We start from the raw sequence: 17,345 nt of genomic DNA, 5'->3' as shown, positions 1-17,345 counted from the left end.
ATTCTCCCGAAACATCCACTTCGCCACCCCGATTCGCCGAATTCCGCTCGAAGACAGCGATTTTGCGTCATCGCCCGGGTCTTGCGGCAAGCCCCCAGCTGCGCTATAGGTTGAAAGTGGCGGGGAAATAAATCACCAACGGTCGCGCGCCGCGTCGATCGCGCGGTAGATCCGCTGCTCGCTGACCGGGCGAGGCGTGCCGAGTTGCTGGGCCCACAGGCTCACCCTGAGTTCTTGGATCTGCCGGGCGATGTCGCGAACCTCGGCGGCCCCCCGCGCCGGCGGCGACAGCTCATGCAGCAGTTCGTCGTATGCGTCTTGCACGGCGTGTACCCGTTGCATGCGCTCCCGATCCGCCTGACCGGCGCGTGCCAGCCCATCGAGGCGGCGGCGTATCGCCAGCAGGTAACGGGTGAGGTCGGCCAGGTACGCGGGCCCGGTGGCGGTGACGAAACCGGCCGGCAACAGCCGATCCAGCTGGGCACGGATGTCGGCGATCGCATCGCTCTGCGCGGGCGGCGGATTCATCGGCAGCACAAGTTGCACCTCGCGAGCGGCGGCCAGCACCTTCTCGACGCGGCCGACGATGTCAAGGGTAGTGGGCAGCAGGGACTTTCCCGCCCGCTGTTGCAGCGCGGCGAATTCCGCGCGGGTCCACACGGGCGCCGGCACGAGCGCGTCGGCCGCGGCGTCGGCGCAGTCGTCGAGCAGCGCGGGCAGATCGCCGTCCGGATTGCTGCCGAGAACCAATCGGACGCGTGGATCCAGCTGACGCGCAATGGTTTTGACGGGTGAGGCGACACTGAGCCGCACCAACCGCCGGATCCCGGGCCGCATCGCCCGGTCCTGCTCGGCCGACGTGGCGAACACACGAAGGTCGACGCCGCCGCCCGCGTCGACGAACGCGGGAAAGCCGCGCACGGTGCGTCCGTCAATCGTGGTTTCGACCAGGCGCGGCAGTTCGTCGAGGTCCTCCGGCCAGCCGCGCAACCCCGTCCGTTCCAGCTCGCCCGCGACCGCACGGGCGACGGCCTGCCGGGCCGGTGCAGTCAGCCGTTCCTGCAACGCCCGCAGATCCTTGCCCCGGGCCACCTCGGCCCCGTCACCGGACTCGACCGCGAACGTCACCCGCAGATGCGAGGGCACCTTGTCCAGGTCGAAGGCGTCGATGGGCACCGACACTCCGGTGCGGCGGCGCAACTCACGTTGCAGTGCCGGCAACAACGGCTCGCCGGCCGGGTCGATCGTCGCCAGCACCGCGCGGGCGGTATCGGGGGCGGGAACGAAGTTGCGGCGCAAGTCTTTCGGCAGTGACCGGATGAGCGCGGTCACCAGCTCCTCGCGCAGCGCGGGCACCTGCCAGGCGAACTCGTCGCCACCCAAGCGCGCCAGCACGTCCATCGGCACATGCACGGTGACCCCGTCGTCCGCGGCGCCGGGCTCGAACCGGTAGGTCAGCGGCAGCGCGACATCGCCGGTGCGCCACGTGCTCGGCCGATCCGCGTCGGCCGTCTGCTCGGTGCGCAGCAGGTCGGAGCGAGTGAAGGTCAACAGGTCCGGCGTCTTGTGCCGCTGCTTTTTCCACCACGCGTCGAAGTGCCGCGCCGAGACGACATCGGCGGGAATGCGGGCGTCGTAGAGCGTGTACACATCGTCGTCGCCGACCAGCAGGTCGCGGCGGCGGGCCCGCTCCTCGAGCTCTGCGAGCTCGGCCCGCAGCCGCGCGTTGTCGCCGAAGAAGTGATGGCGGGTGTGCCATTGCCCGTCCACCAGCGCGTGGCGGATGAACAACTCCCGCGCCACCACCGGCTCGATGCGTGCGTAGCCGACGCGGCGGCGCGCAACCAGTGGCAGCCCGTACAACGTCACCCGCTCGAAGGCCATCACCTCACCGCGTTTGGCGTCCCAATGCGGTTCGCTGTACGTGCGCTGCACCAGATCGCCGGCACCCCGCTCCACCAACTCGGGCTGGATGCGGGCGGCGATGCGCCCGTACAGGCGGCTGGTCTCCACCAGCTCCGCCACGACGACCCAGCGGGGCGGGCGCTTGGTGAGCGCCGAGCCGGGCGCCAGTACGAAGTGCGAGTTACGGGCGCCCAGATACTCGCGGCTGTCTTCGCGGCGCATGCCCACATGCGACAACAGCCCGGCGAGCAGCGCGGCGTGCACCCGCGCCGGATCGGGCGGCTCCTCGGATTGGGCGTCTTCGACAATGCCCAGGTCGCGGGCGATACTGCGCAGCTGCCCGACCAGATCCTGCCACTCGCGGATCCGCAGATAATGCAGGAATTCCGAACGGCACATCCTCCGAAACGCATTGCCCGATAACGACTTCCGCCGCTCACGCAGGTAGCGCCACAGATTGAGATAGGACATGAAATCGGAGTGCTCATCGGCGAAGCGGGCATGCTTTTCGCGGGCAGCCTGCTCGCGGTCGGTGGGCCGTTCCCGCGGATCCGGGATGGTCAGCGCCGCGGCCAACACCAGCATCTCGCGCACACAACCCTCGGTCTGTGCCTGCAGAATCATCCGGCCCAACCTCGGATCTACCGGCAGCCGCGCAAGGCGCCGGCCGAGCTCGGTAATGGTGCCGTGCTGGTCGAACGCGCCGAGTTCTACCAGCAGCTGCACGCCGTCGCGGACGCTGCGGCGGTCCGGCGGATCGAGGAAGGGAAAGTCTTCGATGTCACCGAGCTGCAGCGCCGCCATCTGTAGCAGCACCGCGGCCAGGTTCGTCCGCAGTATCTCGGGGTCGGTATAGCGCGGCCGGGCCGCGAAGTCCTGCTCGTCGTAGAGCCGAATGCAGACGCCCGGTGCAACCCGGCCGCACCGGCCGGCCCGCTGCGCGGCCGACGCCTGCGAGATGGGCTCGATCGGCAGCCGCTGCACCTTCAGGCGCCGGCTGTAGCGCGAGATCCGCGCATTGCCCGGGTCGACCACGTACCGGATGCCGGGCACGGTCAACGACGTCTCGGCGACGTTGGTGGCCAGCACGACACGGCGCCCGGTATGCGGCGCGAACACTTTCTGTTGCTCGGCGGTCGGTAGCCGGGCGTACAGCGGCAGTACTTCGGTGTTCTTGAGCCCGCTCAACGCCTCTGCGGTGTCGCGGATCTCGCGCTCGCCCGAGAGGAAGACGAGGATGTCCCCGGCCGGCTCGGCCTCGAGTTCACCGACGGCGTCGACGATCGCCTCGACCTCGTCGCGGGTCTCGGTACGCACGATCTCGTGGTCGGGATCGTCGGGGTCCTCGCCGGACGCGGCAGGCACGGCAACCTCGAGCGGCCGGTAGCGCACCTCGACCGGGTAGGTGCGTCCGGACACCTCGATGATCGGCGCGTCCCCGCCGAACCCATGTTCGGCTCCGCCGCTGAGCCCATGTTCGGCTCCGCCGAAGTGCGCCGCGAAGCGCTGCGGCTCGATCGTGGCCGAGGTGATGATCAACTTCAGATCGGGGCGGCGCGGCAGCAGCTCGCGCAGGTAACCGAGCAGGAAGTCGATGTTGAGGCTGCGCTCGTGGGCCTCGTCGAGGATCAGCGTGTCGTAGCGCAGCAGGCGTCGGTCGCGCTGGATCTCGGCGAGCAGAATGCCGTCGGTCATCAGCTTGATCAGCGTGCGGTCGCTGACCTGGTCGGTGAACCGCACCGTATAGCCGACGGTGTCGCCGAGCGGGCTGCCCAGCTCGTCGGCGATGCGCTGCGCCACGGTGCGGGCGGCCAGCCGACGCGGCTGGGTGTGCCCGATGGTTCCCCGGATACCGCGGCCCGCTTCCAGACAGATCTTGGGCAGCTGGGTGGTCTTTCCCGACCCGGTCTCCCCGGCGATCACCAGCACCTGGTTCGCCCGTATCGCCTCGGCGATTTCCTGCCGCCGTTCGCTGACCGGCAGATCGGGGTAGGTGATGGTCGGTACGGCGGCTTGACGCGCGGCGACGACCGACTGCGCCGCCGCGATCTGGTCGGCCAGTTGGCGCAGTTTCTCGGGTGGGGCGCCGCGCAGGTTTTTCAGGCGCCGGCCGATGCGGGCGGCGTCGCGCAGCGTCAGACCGTCGAGCTGTTTGCGCAACTGCGCTGCAGACGGTTCGGCCACCCCGCACAGGATAGGCACTTCCGCGGCGGGCACCCCGCCGCGTCGAGCGACCGACGGGGTTGGCGGCAGCTGAATCCGGGTATCAGGTGGCGAGTGCATCGAATGGGATGCCCGCTTGCGGGGGAAGTGATCGACGATGGTCGGTTGGCTGGACAGGCTGCAGCGACGTAATCGAGTTGTGGGCGTGATCGTCGGTGTGGTCTACAAATACAACGACGATCAGGGCGGTTACCTCGCCGCCCTGATCACCTACTACGGGCTGGTGTCGCTGTTTCCGCTGCTGCTGTTGCTGACCACCGGCCTGGGGGTGGTGCTGGCGGGCCGGCCCGATCTGCAGGCCCAGGTGCTGCACAGCACCTTGAGCCAGTTCCCGGTGATCGGCGACCAGCTGCACCACCCGCAGGGGCTCAGCGGTGGAACGATGGGCGTGGCGGTGGGCCTGCTCGGCGCGCTGTACGGCGGTCTGGGCGTGGGACAGGCGCTGCAGAACGCGATGGACACGGTGTGGGCGGTGCCGAAGCACAAGCGCCCCAACCCGATTCGATCCCGCGTGCGCAGCCTGCTGTTGTTGGTGGTGCTCGGCTCGGCCGCCGTCGCGGCCACCATCCTGGCCGCGGTCGGCCATGCCACCGGGGCGCTTGGCGTGTTCAGCAAGATCGGCCTGGTACTTGCGGCGGTGGCGATCAACACGCTGATCTGCCTGGTGGCCTTTCGGGTGACGACCGCGCGCGCCCTGACCTACCGGCAGGTGTTGCCCGGAGCTGTTGCGGCGGCGTTGATTTGGCAGATGCTGCAGTGGTTCGGAGCAGGTTACGTCGCACATACCGTCAAAAGGGCCAGCGCCACCAACAGCGTGTTCGCTCTGGTGTTGGGCGCGCTGGCGTTTCTGTTCCTGGCATCGGTGGCACTGGTGATGTGCGCCGAGGTCAACGTGGTCTTGGTGGAGCGGCTCTACCCACGCGCCTTGCTCGGCGCATTCAGCGAGGACGCGGATCTGACGTCGGCGGACCGGCGGACCTACACGAAAAAGGTCAAAGCCGAACGGGTCAAAGCCTTCGAGCGGGTCAGCGTGCATTTCGACGACATCAGGCGGTTGCCGGCCAAAACGGTTGGGCGCCTTGGGGTATTCCATGACTTTCGCCGCCCGCGCACACCATGACGAGCGTCGTTTCCCGGCTGATGGACAGGTCACGGGCGTGGCGCAATAGTCTGCACGCATGAGTCTGGTCACCTATGAGCTGCAAGACCACGTTGCCACCATCACCCTGAACCGCCCGGAGGCGCGCAACGCCATCAACGGCGCGCTTCGCCAGGACCTCAACGCCGCCTGGGATCGCTTCCGCGACGACCTGGACGCGTGGGTCGGGATCCTGACGGCCAACGGCAGCGTCTTCTGCGCCGGCGGCGACCTCAAAGACGGCGAAGGCTCGGTCGGCACCTTCGGCGGCACCTTCTGGGAGAAGCCGACCATCAACTCGTTCGAATCCGGCATGGAATTGTTCAAGCCGACCATCGCCGCCGTGCACGGTCCGTGTATCGGCTACGGCGTGACCGGTGTGCTGTTCTGTGACTTCGTCATCGCCAGTACCGAGGCCACCTTCTGCTTTCCCGAGGTATCGATCGGGGTGCCCACCATCGTCGGAGCCATCCGGCTCCCGCAACGGGTGGGCTGGGCCAACGCCATGGAATTGCTGCTGACCGGAAAACCCGTCAGCGCCGAGCGGGCCAAGGAAATCGGTCTGGTCTGGAAGCTGGTCGAGCCGGACCAGCTGCAGGCCGAAGCCCAGGCCTGGGCCCGGACCCTCACCGAGGCCGCCCCGCTGGCCCAGCGGGCGACCAAAGAGGTGGCGTGGCGAACCGCCGACATGGGCTGGATCGAATCCGTGCGGTTCGGCGAGACCATGCGCAAGGTTGCCGGCGCGACCGAAGACGTCGCCGAAGGGCTGCGGGCCTGGGCCGAAAAGCGCAAGCCGCAGTGGCGCGGCCGGTGAGGATGGGCGGCGCCGTGGCCTTGACTGGTGGGGTGGGTGAACGATTGCGTGCCGAACTGGGTCGTGTGCTCGCCGGCGGCGGCCGGGGCGCCGACCACGCCAAGCTCGCCCTCGGCGACGGGCCGATGCCGCGGCGGCTCGAGTCCGCCATCCGCGCGCTGGCCGAGCATCGTGGCTCGAGCAGCAGCATCTGCCCGTCGGACGCCGCCCGTGCGGTGGGCGGCGACCGTTGGCGCGGCTTGATGGACGACGCCCGCGCGGCCGCGCGGCGGCTCGCCCAATCGGGTGTCGTGCAGCTCACGCAGCGCGGCAACGTCCTCGACCCGGACGGCGACTGGTCGGGCCCCATTCGTATCCGCACCGCCGAACCTTAGGCATTGACGTTGCGCTGCAAGGTCATTCGTCGGCCCGAACGATCACGGCTCCTCGGGCGCCAGCCGCCGGAGCCGCGGCGACCCACGATGTGACAGGATTCCGGCATGAGTGCACGAAGATTTGCTCGCTGGGTTGGTATCTCGGTCGTGACGACGTGGGCGCTGTTGAGTGCACCCATCGGAACCCCCACCGCCGCCGCCGACGGGTGCTCGGACGTCTCGGTGGTTTTCGCCCGCGGCACCCACCAGGAGCCCGGTCTGGGCAACATCGGCCAGGCGTTCGTCGACTCGCTGACCTCCCAGCTCGGCGGCAAGTCCGTTGATGTCTACGCGGTCAACTACCCCGCCAACGACGACTACCACAACAGCGCCAACGCCGGTGCCAACGACGCCAGCGCGCATATCCAGGACGTCGTGGCCAGCTGCCCGAACTCGAGGATCGTGCTCGGCGGCTACTCCCAGGGCTCGACGGTGATCGACCTGGCCACCAACGCGATGCCGCCCTCGGTGGCCAACCATGTCGCCGCCGTCGCCCTCTTCGGCGAGCCCACCAGTCAGTTCTCCACCATGCTCTGGGGCGGCCAGCCGCTGCCCACGATCAACCCGGCGTATGCCTCCAAGGTCACCAGTCTGTGCGCGCCCGACGATCCGATCTGCTCCGGCGGCGGCAACATCATGGCGCACGTTTCCTACATCGACGCCGGCATGACCGCGCAGGCCGCCACATTCGCGGCGAACAAGATCAACCAGGGTTCGCCGACCGCCTGACCGCGTCAGTCGTTGGCCCGCTCCTCTTGGCGTTGCCGCTTCTCGGCGGCCGCCAGCTCAGCGACACGGTCCGCCTCGGCGCGCTTGGCGGCGGCCTCGCCGAGCTTGTCCTCGGCCTCATCGACCTTGGCCGCGGACGCCTTCGCCGCGGCCTTCTCGGCGGCTTGAGTCGTGTTTTCCACCTGGCGCTTGGCTGACTCGACCGTCTGCTTCCGCTGGGAGGCGGTTTCGTCGGCGCGCTGCTTTGCTGCGGCACTCCGTTGCTGCGCCGACTGCGCCGCTTCGCGTTTGCGCTGCTCGGCGTTGATACGGGCCTCTTTGACCTCCTGCTGGGTGGCCGCGTGCGCTTCCTCGCGATCCTGGATCGCCTCATCGCGGGCGCTCCGGAGCTTGGCGTCGGCCTGCTCCTTCCTGGCCGCGGCTTGTGCGTCCAGTTGAGCCGCACGGCCCAGTGCATCGCTGCGTTCCACCAGCGCGGTCCCCCGCTCGACGAGCGTCGCGTCGCCGAGCGCGTTCCCGACGGTGGTGTCGAGCATGCCCAGCGAACGCTCGTACAGCAGTCGCGCCGGTGCCTCCGTGGGGATGCGATTGACGACCTGATCCTCGATCACCTGTAGCGGGAACCGGGCCAGTTGGTAGTGAAACCGCAGGACTGCCAACGGGACTTCGGAAATTCTCATCAAGTTCTCCTGGTGTGGTGCCCGCCGTCAGGGCAGGTCGGCTTCGTCGGTCACGTTCTGGGCCTGGCGTCGCAGCCGGTCGGCTTCCGACTGTTCGTTGCGGGCCACCTGAACCGAGGTCTGGTGCTCGGCGACGGCATCGATGACCTCCTCGGACGCCTCGCGGATCTCTGTCCGCTCTTCGGCCTTGGCCCGTTGGATGTCGCGCTGTGCGTCCAGCTCCGCCTGGGTCTTTGCGGCCGTCGCCTGCTGATGTGCCGTCTGGTCGGCCGCGCGCTTCTGGGCGGCCTCCTGGGCCTCGATCGAATCCTCGGCCGCCACGGCCTGGGCGTTCGCGGCCAGGCGCTGTTGGGCGCCTTCGACCTTGGCTTCGGCCGCGTCCTCCTGGGCCTGTCTGGCCTGGGCTTCGGCCACCGCCTCGGCCGCATTCGCTTCCTTGCGTTCATGCGCCTGGGTCTGCTCGAGCTGACCCTCGGCGGTCAGCGATTCGTTGCCCGTAACTGCGCCGACGACCTCTTTGGCTTTGCCTTTGACCGAGTCGATCAGCCCCCTGCGCGCTTCGTCGGCCTTATTCTGCTCACTCATCATTCTCCTTGCGGCGTTGGCCAAACGTTCGTTCATGCCAGTTGTGTGATTCCACGAACTGGGCAGATCAAACACGGGCGTGCGTCGGGTCACCGGCGCGCCAACCGCCGCGCCCGTGGGCGTTGGGCTGAATGCCTTTACATCGCAACATGTTTCGGGTTTGTAGCCCCGTCCAGTGCGCGAACCGGCGCCAGGGCGATACTGTGGCCGGCATGGCCATCGAGTCCACCATGCTTGCCCTCGGTACGGTCGCACCGGCTTTCACGCTGCCCGAACCGGCCACCGGACGCCTGATCGGCCGCGACGATCTGACTGGTCCGGCCCTGGTCGTCACGTTCATCTGCAATCACTGCCCGTACGTGAAGCACGTCGCCGACGGGCTTGCCGCGCTGGGCCGCGACCTTGCCGAGCGAGGCGTTGCGATGGTGGGCATCTCGAGCAATGACGTGGGCAGCTATCCGCAGGACGGCCCCGAGCAGATGGTCGCCGAGGCACGCGGCCACGGCTGGACGTTTCCCTACCTCTACGACGAAACCCAAGACGTCGCCCGCGCGTACTCGGCCGCTTGCACGCCCGACACCTTCGTTTTCGACGGCGAACGCCGGCTGGTCTACCGCGGCCAACTTGACGATTCCCGGCCCAAAAACGGCCGGCCGGTCACGGCCGCGGATGTCCGCGCCGCGGTCGACGCGGTGCTCGCCGGGCGACCGGTCAATCCCGACCAGCGCCCGTCCATTGGGTGCGGCATCAAATGGCGTTGAGGCGCGGTTAACAGCATCGATTGCGGGTAGCCGGGCTTCCACTACCTCGAGAGTGAGGCGTTATGCGAGGAGCGGTCATCTACGGCGCCGGTGATGTCCGATTCGAAGAGCTGCCGGAACCCGAGATCGTCGCCCCCACCGATGCGATCATCCGCACCGCCGCGACCTGTGTGTGCGGTTCAGACCTGTGGGACTACCGCGGCATCAATCCGGTGCCCGAACCCAAGCCGTTCGGCCACGAGTACTGCGGCGTGGTGGAAGCCGTCGGCAGCGACGTCACCTCGGTCAAGCCCGGCCAGTTCGTCATCGGATCCTTCTACGCTTCCGACGGCACGTGTCCGAACTGTCGCAACGGAGTCCAGAGTTCGTGTGTGCATCGTGTGCTGATGGCCGGTTGCCAAGCGGAGGCCGTGCGCATCCCCTGGGCCGACGGCAGTCTCGTCGCACTCCCCGACCAGCCCGACGAGCAGTCGATCCCGGATCTACTGACCCTGTCGGACGTGATGGGCACCGGGTGGTTCGCCGCCGAGGCCGCCAACGTCGTTGCGGGCATGACGGTGGCCGTGGTGGGTGACGGTGCGGTGGGATTGTGCGCGGTGCTGGCCGCCCGCGAGAAGGGCGCCGAGCGGATCATCGCGATGAGTCGTCACGAACCACGCCAGAGGCTGGCCCGCGAATTCGGCGCCACCGACATCGTCACCGAACGCGGCGACGACGGTGTCGCCGTCATCAGGGAGATGACCGAAGGCGTAGGTGCCGACGCCGTGCTGGAATGCGTGGGCACCGGCCAGGCCATGCAACAAGCCATCCAATCGGCTCGCCCCGGCGCCTTCGTCGGGTTCGTCGGTGTCCCCCACGATGTCGCCATCACCGCCGAACAACTTTTCAACACCCAGGTCGGGCTGCGCGGCGGACCGGCCCCGGTCCGGCACTTCCTGCCATCTCTGATCGAATCGGTGCTCGACGGACGAATCCACCCCGGCAAGGTGTTCGACCTGCGGCTGCCCCTCGAGCAGGTCGCCGAGGCCTACCGGGCGATGGATGAGCGCCGCGCCATCAAAGCCTTCCTGCAGCCTTAGCTGAACCCGGTCACCGGCCGCTCGGTCACCGCGCCCCGTCGGCTAACGTCGACCGTATGTCCAAAGTCTCCGGCAACGACCAGATCGACGACGTCACCCCCGGCGACATCATCGCCGTGGACCGCGGCTCGGGTGAACAGCCCTACAAAGTCGTCTTCAAGGATCCCAGCGACGTGGGGTATCTGATCACGTTCGAGGCCGACGGCGGCGAAACCTTTCAGCTCGACCTGGCGGCTGGCACCCGGGTGAAACGGTCGCTCGAGGCGAAGTGGGAATCTTCCCAGAGTCCCACGCCGAACGCGGAGCACTGAAATCGTCGCCGCCAACGCGTGTCCGGTTAGAACGCGTTGGCGGACAACCTGTTTGGTGATCGACGCGCACGCCGTCGGAAACGCTTGGCGGATCACCGGGCGCTGACGCCACGGCTGGCGCCGGGCACGCCACCAAGCTCCTCCCGCCCGGCCGTTTGGGTGGCCCCTAGGCGGGTATCGCCATGCCCCAACGGAGGGAGCGTGCGGTGAGCTATGTGGAGTTCGCAAAGAAACAAGTGCTGGGCGTGGTGAACAAGGTGATCGACTCAGCGCCCCGCCACGCGAGGGCGCAAACGGTCACCATCGCCTGCCCCCTCGAGCGGATCGAGCGGTTCTGGCGCGATGCGGGCGAGCTGTCCGTGGTGCTCGGCGACATCGCCGAGGTCGACGCCGTCGGACGTGACCGCTATCGCTGGAGGCTTTCGTCAGAACCCGACGTGGCCTGGGAGTCCACCTTGGTCACCGAAACCGACGGAGTTCGCTTCGTCGGTAACGGCAACCAAATCGTCGTCAGGTATCGGCCGGCTCCGCGCGAGCTCGGCACCGAGGTGACGCTGGGCCTCAAATCGCCGGCACCCGCCTTGTTGTCCGGGGCGGTGGCATTCAAAGTCCTCTACCGGTTGCGCGCCCTGATGCAGACCGGCGAGGTGCCGACCCTCAAGTCCAACCCGAGCGCGCGGAAATCCGCGCGGTAAGCGAAAGGCCGAGCATGCGCGCACTGTGCTGGAACGGCGTCAACGACCTATCCGTGGAAACGGTCGACGACCCGAAAATCCTGAATCCACATGATGTGATCGTCGAAGTCCGGCTCACCACCACGTGCGGCTCGGACTTGCACTTCATCGACGGTTATCTGCCGGGCATGCGGGCCGGCGACGTGTTCGGCCACGAGTTCATGGGAGTGGTGGCCGAGACGGGTCCCGAGGTGCGAGACACCCGGGTGGGGGATCGAGTCGTTGTGCCGTCCTTCATTGCTTGCGACCGGTGCTGGTATTGCGATCACGAGTTGTATTCGTGTTGCGACACAACGAATCCCAATGCCGAACTGCAACAGCCATTGCTGGGATATCCGTCCGGTGGTATTTACGGGTACACGCATCCATTCGGTGGTTACGCGGGTTCACACGCCCAATACGTCCGGGTGCCCTTTGCGGACGCGAATTGCTTTGTGGTTCCCGGTGATATCACCGACGAGCAGGCGCTGTTCATATCCGACGCGGTACCCACCGGGTTCATGGGTGCCGATTTCTGCGACATCAGCGGTGGCGACACCGTTGCGGTCTGGGGCGCAGGCGGCGTCGGGCTGATGGCCGCCCGCAGTGCCCTGCTGCTGGGGGCCGAGCGGGCCATCGTCGTGGACCGCATACCGGAGCGGTTGGCCTTGGCACGCACCGAGTTCGGACTGGAAACAATCGACTACATGGCGGTCGACAGCGTGCACGAGACGCTCAGGGAGATGACCGGCGGTCGTGGACCCGATGCCTGCATCGATGCGGTCGGCATGGAGGGCCGCGGCACCGGAGTGCAGCAGATATACGACCGGGCCAAGCAGCTGCTTCGAATGGAGACCGATCGCGCCACGGCGCTGCGCCAGGCGATTTTGGCCTGTGGTAAGGGCGGAGTGGTCTCGGTGCTCGGGGTGTACGGCTTGACCGACAAGTTTCCGACGGGCGTATTGACGAACAAGGGTCTGACCTTGAGAACGGCTCAGCAACACGGACAACGCTACATAACCCGGTTGTTCGATTACGTCGAGCAGGGCGATCTGGATCCCGCCAAGTTGATCACCCACGATGTGTCCCTTGAGGACGGGGTTCGGGCTTACGACCTGTTCAAAAACAAGAAGGACCACTGCATCCGGGTGGCGATGCGGCCGAATGCCGCCGGCGTCGCCCGCGACGAAAGGGCCGGTGTCAACCATGACCGCGCAACCTCCCGATCCTGATCCGACTCAAGTACCTGGGCTGGAGGCCGGCGGTGGTGCCGCCCCGGGCACCACTCCCCCGGCTGCGCCCCAAACCTCCGGTGTGGCTGAGCCGCAACCGCAGAACACTTGGCGATTCACCCCCGGTTCCGTGCTGACGGTGGTCGCGGTCTGCATTTTCGCCGTCGCGTTCATCGCGGTGGCGGTGCTGTTGGTGATGAAGATGGTTGGGGCGGGCGGTTAGCATGCCGAAACCACTTACGCCGGTTCCTGATTACCTCGGCTCGGTAGCGGGCATAGCCCAATGCATGGTCGATGATGCCGCGCGGGCGCCGCAGGAGAATCCCGAGAAGGACCAGTCGCAGTGGGTGACCGGCGACGAGCCGATGACCGGGCCGCAGCGCAGCTACTTGAACACGCTGGCGCAAGAAGCGGGCGAAAAGGCCCCGGAGAATCTCACCAAGGCACAGGCGTCGAGCTTGATCGACGAGCTGCAGCAACGAACCGGGCGGGGTGGCTCGTGACCATCGGCCCCGCGGATGTGCGGCGATTGCTGGACAGCCCGGACGCCGACGCAGCGCTGGTGGTGATCGAGGGGCGCGCCGCAGTCGTCGCGCCGGTCGATCTGGACTCGCCCGAATACCGAGGCGCCCTGCAAATTGCCACGCGCCAGGAATTGGTGCAGCGAGTCGGCCACGCGGAGCTATCCGAACGCGAGTTGACCGAGCAAGCCGAAGAGCTCGACACGGCGCTGCGCAACTTGGGAGGCTGACGGGTGCCGCGTGGCGGCTCGGCCCCCTATGCCCGGATCGTCACTTGGTCACCGACGCGGATGACGCCGCTGGCCGCCACCGCGAGATAGGCGCCTGCGCACGGCTGTTTACCGTGACCGCCTGTGTCCAAACGGTTTTCGGCGGCGGGTATTCGCAGAGCCTGCGGAGCCCGCGGTAACGACCCGTGCTCGAGGGTAGGGACCACGCAACGCGACGTGGCCGTCAGGACGCGCAGCCGCGCTTCACCGACGGCGAGTTCGCGGCCCACCCAGTCGTTTTCGGCATACGGCGGGTAGTGCGGCGGTGTCGAGATCACCAGATTGGGCCGGTAGCGCAGCGCTTCAACGCCGATGTGCTCCAGGGTGGCCGTCGTGATCGCATGCAGCGGGGCTTCGTCGGTGAACGACTCGCCAGGGGTGGCCGCGGCGATCCGCAAAATGCGGCCGTCAACCTCGGCGTCGAGACCACGATCGAGCAATTGCTCCGGGTCGGGACGCACCAGTGTCGCGCCGTCGGGCCGCCGGGCGACCAGCCGGACCCGACGCCCGGTCAGCCGCGAGATCAGCTCGTCGACGCCGGGATCGTCGGCGGCCACGGTGGTTCCGTCGGGCAGGCTGATGCGCACACCCCGGGGATCGGCACGTGCGGTGCAGGTCAACAGGTCGCGCCATAGCCGGGGATTTTTGGCGCTGGCCACGTGCCCGGTTTCACCGTCGAGCAGCGCAAGTCGGCGGTCGCCCTCGGCGCCGTGCTCGTCGACCAGCAGGCGATCGAGGGTTTCGCCGAGCATCGATTTCACCGGGTAGCGAAGCAGCGCGTGCACCCGCATCGGCGCGGGGTGACAGGCCTGGGCGGTCGAGTGATCCATTGGGCGCCTTCACTGAAGTGTTACGGCACACTGTGCCCCAAAGCGCTTGGCGTGACCAGTGATTGCCCGAACCGGCTGACGAACTCGCGGCGCCGCGACCCGGATCAGCCTGGCAGCAGGCGCTTTTTCTGCTCTTCGAATTCCTGCTGCGTCAAGATCCCTGCGTCGCGCAGCGACGCCAGTTCACGCAGCTCGGCGGCGATGCTGGTGATCGGGCCGCCCGCGGCAACCGGCGGCGGCACCGCCGGCTCCTTCGTCGGCTCCTTCGGCGCCTCACGCGTCGCCTTCTCGATCTCGCCGGCCCGGGCCCGTTCGCGGCCCAGGGCGCCACCCGTACCGGCCATCGCGCGCCCGGCCAGGCTGGCCGTAGCCATCTCGCCGAACAAACTCCCGGTGCCGGTGGGAGTCGCCGCGGCCGTGGCGGCGGCTTCCGCCGCGGCGCCAGCGGAGGTAGTCGGCAGCACCAGGGCGGCCGGCCGTATCGCCGGGGCCGCGGCCGTCCACCCGGGCGGCACCGACAAGCCGCCGACCGTGTTGGCCTGACCCAGCTCCGCCGCCGCCGTTCCGAACCCACCCGCCGGGTTTGTGATGACCGGGAATGGCGAGGGCGGCACCGCGCCCTTTCCGGGCCAGGACTGCAAGCCGGCCCAGCCGCTGACGATGTCATCGGTGTGGAAACCGGTATACGCACCCATGATGTCGTAAGGAAAGCCGACCACCGTCAGTGGTGTGTCGATACCAAGTCCGGCCACGCCAGACGGCAAGTCGACGGTAATCGCGATCACGTCGCTCAAAAAGTCCAATGTGTTCAGCGCTGACGAAGGGTCGGCTGCGGCGAAAGGCGCCGCCGAGACATTGCTCAACAGGTTGGGCACCGCGGAGAACGACTGCTGCACGGTGTTACTCGTGTTTCCGGCGGCGGTGCCGGTGGCCTGGGCCACCGCGTCGGACTGGCCGGCGCCGGAGTTGCTGGTCTGCTCGGGTTGGGCGAACGGCGTCAACCGCGTCGCCGAGGCCGTCGTACCCGCATAGCTGAACATGGCCGCGGTGTCGCGCGCCCACATCTCGGAATACTCGGCCTCGGTCGCCGCAATCGCCGGAGTGTTCTGGCCGAGGATGTTGGTCGCGACGAGCGCCGCCAACTGGGTGCGGTTGGCCGTGACCACCGGGGGCGGCACCGTCTCGGCGAACGCCGTCTCGTAGGCGAAGGCCGCCATCCTGGCCTGATTGGCGGTTTCCTCGGCCTGGGCGCCGGTGGTCCTCATCCACTCCAAGTAGGGCGTGATCGCCGCGACCATGGCGGCCGAGGACGGACCAACCCAGGGACCGGAGGTCAATGCTGTGATCTCGGCCTGAAAGGAGGTCGCCGCCGATTGCAGCGAGGCGGCCAATTCGTCCCAGGCCATCGCGGCGGCCAGCATCGGTCCCGACCCTGGACCGGCGTACATCCGCGCGGAGTTAATCTCCGGCGGTAGTACTGCGAAGTCCATGTCGCTCCTCCGATCGCTCTCAAGGCCGCGAGGGCATCGACGGCCGCGATGCGCGTCGTATGAGGATAGCCAGCCGAGCAGCAAACAAATCGCATTCCCTCCGGTGCTGCCGATGCCGCGAACGAAGACGCCCGAATAAGACCGTACCCAGTGCTAGCGGACCGGCCTCACACGGTTGCAGGTGCCCCCACGTCAACGAATACAGCGAAATTGTTGCCGAGGGTTAGCGATAGGTTACCTGCAAATCACGTCCAAAACTCATAAGGGTTCGGTGCGTATTGCGCAAATCAGCCTCGGCCGATTCTCAACGGGTCGGGACCGGTTCAGCAACCGTCCGGTGGCCGGTGTTCACGGGGCCGGCGTCGGTAGAAGCCCGGGTCAGGGCGGTACACGCGGGTTGAGCGGGTCTGGCGGCGTCGGTTCTGCTTGGATTTGTGGCATTCCCGCGAGTGAGGTCTGTTGATGAAGATTGTGCTGGCCGCCTACGGCAGCCGCGGCGACGTCGAGCCCTGCGTCGCCGTCGCACGAGAGCTGCACTGCCGAGGGCACGACGTCGTGATCGCGGTACCGCCCGACAAACTGGACTTCGCCGAGTCGGCGGGGCTTGCCGCGGTCGGTTACGGACCCGACAGCCGCGAGCAGATGCACATGGCGACCAATTTCGTCCGCAACGTCCAGAATCCGGTGAGCGCCTTGCCGCAACTCATCGAGCGGGTCACCAAAGTGTGGGCCGACAAGAGCCAGACGCTGGCCTCGCTGACGGAGGGTGCCGATCTGCTGGTGGCCGGCATGAACGAACAGCGGCTCGCCGCCAACGTCGGGGAGCGTTTCGGCATACCGCTGGCCGCGCTGCACTTCTTTCCCGCCGAGACCTTGGAACTCGGCCCGCTGCAGTCAGACGTCACCGGCGCGGCCGAAGCGGCCCAGCGTCGCGCGCTCGGTCTGCCCGACAATGCGGGACCGTCGGCGCCACCGGCGCTCGAGATTCAGACCTACGACGAGCTGTGGGTGCCCGAACTTGCAAAACAATGGGCCACCTCGGGATACCGACGCCCCTTCGTCGGTTCGATGACGCTCGGAATGCCGACCGGCGCCGACGACGACGTGTTGTGCTGGATAGCCGACGGCACGCCGCCGATGTACTTCGGATTCGGCAGCACGTATGTCACCTCCCCCGCCGAGACGGTCGCGGTGATCAGCGCTGCCTGCACGCAGATTGGCGAGCGGGCGTTGATTTGCAGCGGCCCAAACGATTTCAGCCAGATCCCGCCCGCCGAGCACATGAAGATCGTGGAAGCGGTGAATCACGCCGCAATCTTTCCGGCGTGCCGTGCGATCGTGCACCATGGCGGCGCCGGCACCACCGCGGCGGGCCTGCGGGCGGGCGTGCCGATGTTGATTCTGTGGCTCTGGCTCGATCAACCGATCTGGGCCGACGCGGTCACCAAGTTGGAAGTGGGCGTGGCACGGGCGTTCTCGGCATCCACCCTGGACTCGCTGGTGGCCGATCTGCGCGCGGTGCGTTCCGCGCACTACCTCAGCCGGGCCCGGGAGCTTGCCACTCAAATGACCAAAGCCACCGAAAGCGTCGCCGCGGCGGCCGATCTTCTCGAAGGCGCCGCCCGCCGGGCGTAGCGGGACCGCCCGTTGCT

General features: G+C 67.6%; 18 protein-coding genes. 13 read left to right on the top strand and 5 right to left on the bottom strand.

Translation table 11 applies throughout. From position 1 onward, the window contains the following. Nucleotides 1-132: 132 nt before the first annotated feature. A complete protein-coding gene (hrpA, locus tag ACIUM1_RS00275) occupies nt 133-4,089 on the bottom strand; it encodes an ATP-dependent RNA helicase HrpA (protein WP_406815337.1) in 3,957 nt (1,318 codons plus the stop codon). 136 nt (nt 4,090-4,225) lie between these two features. On the opposite strand from hrpA, the gene ACIUM1_RS00270 reads away from it, so the two are divergent. The 4 genes from ACIUM1_RS00270 (at nt 4,226) to ACIUM1_RS00255 (ending at nt 7,222) form a co-directional block, all read left to right on the top strand. After that, a complete protein-coding gene (locus ACIUM1_RS00270; protein ID WP_406815336.1) occupies nt 4,226-5,248 on the top strand; it encodes a YihY/virulence factor BrkB family protein in 1,023 nt (340 codons plus the stop codon). Between the two features lie 58 nt (nt 5,249-5,306). Next, nucleotides 5,307-6,080 (top strand): enoyl-CoA hydratase/isomerase family protein, encoded by a 774-nt coding sequence (locus ACIUM1_RS00265; protein ID WP_406815335.1) that lies wholly within the window; start codon nt 5,307-5,309, stop codon nt 6,078-6,080. Between the two features lie 14 nt (nt 6,081-6,094). After that, entirely contained in the window at nt 6,095-6,454 is a 360-nt protein-coding gene (locus tag ACIUM1_RS00260) for a DUF3253 domain-containing protein (protein WP_406815334.1), read from the top strand. Nucleotides 6,455-6,559: 105 nt separating this feature from the next. Continuing rightward, nucleotides 6,560-7,222, top strand: a complete 663-nt coding sequence (locus tag ACIUM1_RS00255) for a cutinase family protein (RefSeq protein WP_406815333.1) — start codon at nt 6,560-6,562, stop codon at nt 7,220-7,222. 5 nt (nt 7,223-7,227) lie between these two features. Here ACIUM1_RS00255 and ACIUM1_RS00250 read toward each other — a convergent pair whose 3' ends face one another. Continuing rightward, complete coding sequence (locus tag ACIUM1_RS00250) at nt 7,228-7,902, bottom strand: IF2 family translation initiation factor (RefSeq protein WP_406815332.1); 675 nt, start codon at nt 7,900-7,902, stop codon at nt 7,228-7,230. A 27-nt stretch (nt 7,903-7,929) separates the two neighbouring features. Next, entirely contained in the window at nt 7,930-8,487 is a 558-nt protein-coding gene (locus tag ACIUM1_RS00245) for a CsbD family protein (RefSeq protein ID WP_406815331.1), read from the bottom strand. Nucleotides 8,488-8,699: 212 nt separating this feature from the next. Here ACIUM1_RS00245 and ACIUM1_RS00240 point away from each other — a divergent pair, with 212 nt between their 5' ends. The 8 genes from ACIUM1_RS00240 (at nt 8,700) to ACIUM1_RS00205 (ending at nt 13,334) form a co-directional block, all read left to right on the top strand. Next, on the top strand, nt 8,700-9,248 hold the full coding sequence (locus ACIUM1_RS00240) for a thioredoxin family protein (protein WP_406815330.1): 549 nt from the start codon (nt 8,700-8,702) through the stop codon (nt 9,246-9,248). A gap of 62 nt (nt 9,249-9,310) precedes the next feature. After that, nucleotides 9,311-10,327, top strand: a complete 1,017-nt coding sequence (locus ACIUM1_RS00235) for a zinc-dependent alcohol dehydrogenase family protein (RefSeq protein WP_406815328.1) — start codon at nt 9,311-9,313, stop codon at nt 10,325-10,327. 56 nt (nt 10,328-10,383) lie between these two features. Beyond that, nucleotides 10,384-10,638, top strand: coding sequence for a hypothetical protein (locus tag ACIUM1_RS00230; protein ID WP_406815327.1), 255 nt, complete (start codon nt 10,384-10,386; stop codon nt 10,636-10,638). A gap of 206 nt (nt 10,639-10,844) precedes the next feature. Beyond that, on the top strand, nt 10,845-11,333 hold the full coding sequence (locus ACIUM1_RS00225; protein ID WP_406815326.1) for a hypothetical protein: 489 nt from the start codon (nt 10,845-10,847) through the stop codon (nt 11,331-11,333). A gap of 14 nt (nt 11,334-11,347) precedes the next feature. Beyond that, complete coding sequence (locus ACIUM1_RS00220; RefSeq protein WP_406815325.1) at nt 11,348-12,583, top strand: zinc-dependent alcohol dehydrogenase; 1,236 nt, start codon at nt 11,348-11,350, stop codon at nt 12,581-12,583. After that, on the top strand, nt 12,558-12,806 hold the full coding sequence (locus tag ACIUM1_RS00215; protein WP_406815324.1) for a DUF6480 family protein: 249 nt from the start codon (nt 12,558-12,560) through the stop codon (nt 12,804-12,806). Before ACIUM1_RS00220 ends, ACIUM1_RS00215 begins: the two co-directional genes overlap by 26 nt. Before the next feature lie 64 nt (nt 12,807-12,870). After that, the gene (locus ACIUM1_RS00210; RefSeq protein ID WP_406815323.1) at nt 12,871-13,086 is read left to right on the top strand and encodes a DUF3072 domain-containing protein; all 216 of its coding nucleotides are present in this window, start codon (nt 12,871-12,873) and stop codon (nt 13,084-13,086) included. Further along, nucleotides 13,083-13,334 carry a hypothetical protein gene (locus ACIUM1_RS00205; RefSeq protein WP_406815322.1) on the top strand — a complete coding sequence of 84 codons (252 nt, stop codon included), beginning with the start codon at nt 13,083-13,085 and terminating at the stop codon, nt 13,332-13,334. Before ACIUM1_RS00210 ends, ACIUM1_RS00205 begins: the two co-directional genes overlap by 4 nt. Before the next feature lie 26 nt (nt 13,335-13,360). Here ACIUM1_RS00205 and ACIUM1_RS00200 read toward each other — a convergent pair whose 3' ends face one another. Next, the gene (locus ACIUM1_RS00200) at nt 13,361-14,203 is read right to left on the bottom strand and encodes an MOSC domain-containing protein (RefSeq protein WP_406815321.1); all 843 of its coding nucleotides are present in this window, start codon (nt 14,201-14,203) and stop codon (nt 13,361-13,363) included. A gap of 104 nt (nt 14,204-14,307) precedes the next feature. Continuing rightward, a complete protein-coding gene (locus tag ACIUM1_RS00195) occupies nt 14,308-15,693 on the bottom strand; it encodes a PPE family protein, SVP subgroup (protein WP_406815320.1) in 1,386 nt (461 codons plus the stop codon). A 462-nt stretch (nt 15,694-16,155) separates the two neighbouring features. Here ACIUM1_RS00195 and ACIUM1_RS00190 point away from each other — a divergent pair, with 462 nt between their 5' ends. Further along, nucleotides 16,156-17,328 (top strand): glycosyltransferase, encoded by a 1,173-nt coding sequence (locus tag ACIUM1_RS00190; RefSeq protein ID WP_406815319.1) that lies wholly within the window; start codon nt 16,156-16,158, stop codon nt 17,326-17,328. The last annotated feature ends 17 nt before the right edge of the window (nt 17,329-17,345 follow it).

This window comes from Mycobacterium sp. M23085 (assembly GCF_045343915.1).
Lineage (GTDB): Bacteria > Actinomycetota > Actinomycetes > Mycobacteriales > Mycobacteriaceae > Mycobacterium.
Note: the sequence above shows the minus strand (reverse complement) of the source record. Positions and strands in the feature narration are given on the sequence as shown.

Coding starts and splice junctions, on each gene's coding strand:
- ACIUM1_RS00230 (WP_406815327.1), top strand. CDS start 10,384: ATGTCCAAAGTCTCCGGCAACGACCAGATCGACGACGTCACCCCCGGC.
- ACIUM1_RS00190 (WP_406815319.1), top strand. CDS start 16,156: ATGAAGATTGTGCTGGCCGCCTACGGCAGCCGCGGCGACGTCGAGCCC.
- ACIUM1_RS00195 (WP_406815320.1), bottom strand. CDS start 15,693: ATGGACTTCGCAGTACTACCGCCGGAGATTAACTCCGCGCGGATGTAC.
- ACIUM1_RS00210 (WP_406815323.1), top strand. CDS start 12,871: ATGGTCGATGATGCCGCGCGGGCGCCGCAGGAGAATCCCGAGAAGGAC.
- ACIUM1_RS00270 (WP_406815336.1), top strand. CDS start 4,226: ATGGTCGGTTGGCTGGACAGGCTGCAGCGACGTAATCGAGTTGTGGGC.
- ACIUM1_RS00240 (WP_406815330.1), top strand. CDS start 8,700: ATGGCCATCGAGTCCACCATGCTTGCCCTCGGTACGGTCGCACCGGCT.
- ACIUM1_RS00235 (WP_406815328.1), top strand. CDS start 9,311: ATGCGAGGAGCGGTCATCTACGGCGCCGGTGATGTCCGATTCGAAGAG.
- ACIUM1_RS00245 (WP_406815331.1), bottom strand. CDS start 8,487: ATGAGTGAGCAGAATAAGGCCGACGAAGCGCGCAGGGGGCTGATCGAC.
- ACIUM1_RS00265 (WP_406815335.1), top strand. CDS start 5,307: ATGAGTCTGGTCACCTATGAGCTGCAAGACCACGTTGCCACCATCACC.
- ACIUM1_RS00220 (WP_406815325.1), top strand. CDS start 11,348: ATGCGCGCACTGTGCTGGAACGGCGTCAACGACCTATCCGTGGAAACG.
- ACIUM1_RS00200 (WP_406815321.1), bottom strand. CDS start 14,203: ATGGATCACTCGACCGCCCAGGCCTGTCACCCCGCGCCGATGCGGGTG.
- ACIUM1_RS00255 (WP_406815333.1), top strand. CDS start 6,560: ATGAGTGCACGAAGATTTGCTCGCTGGGTTGGTATCTCGGTCGTGACG.
- ACIUM1_RS00250 (WP_406815332.1), bottom strand. CDS start 7,902: ATGAGAATTTCCGAAGTCCCGTTGGCAGTCCTGCGGTTTCACTACCAA.
- ACIUM1_RS00215 (WP_406815324.1), top strand. CDS start 12,558: ATGACCGCGCAACCTCCCGATCCTGATCCGACTCAAGTACCTGGGCTG.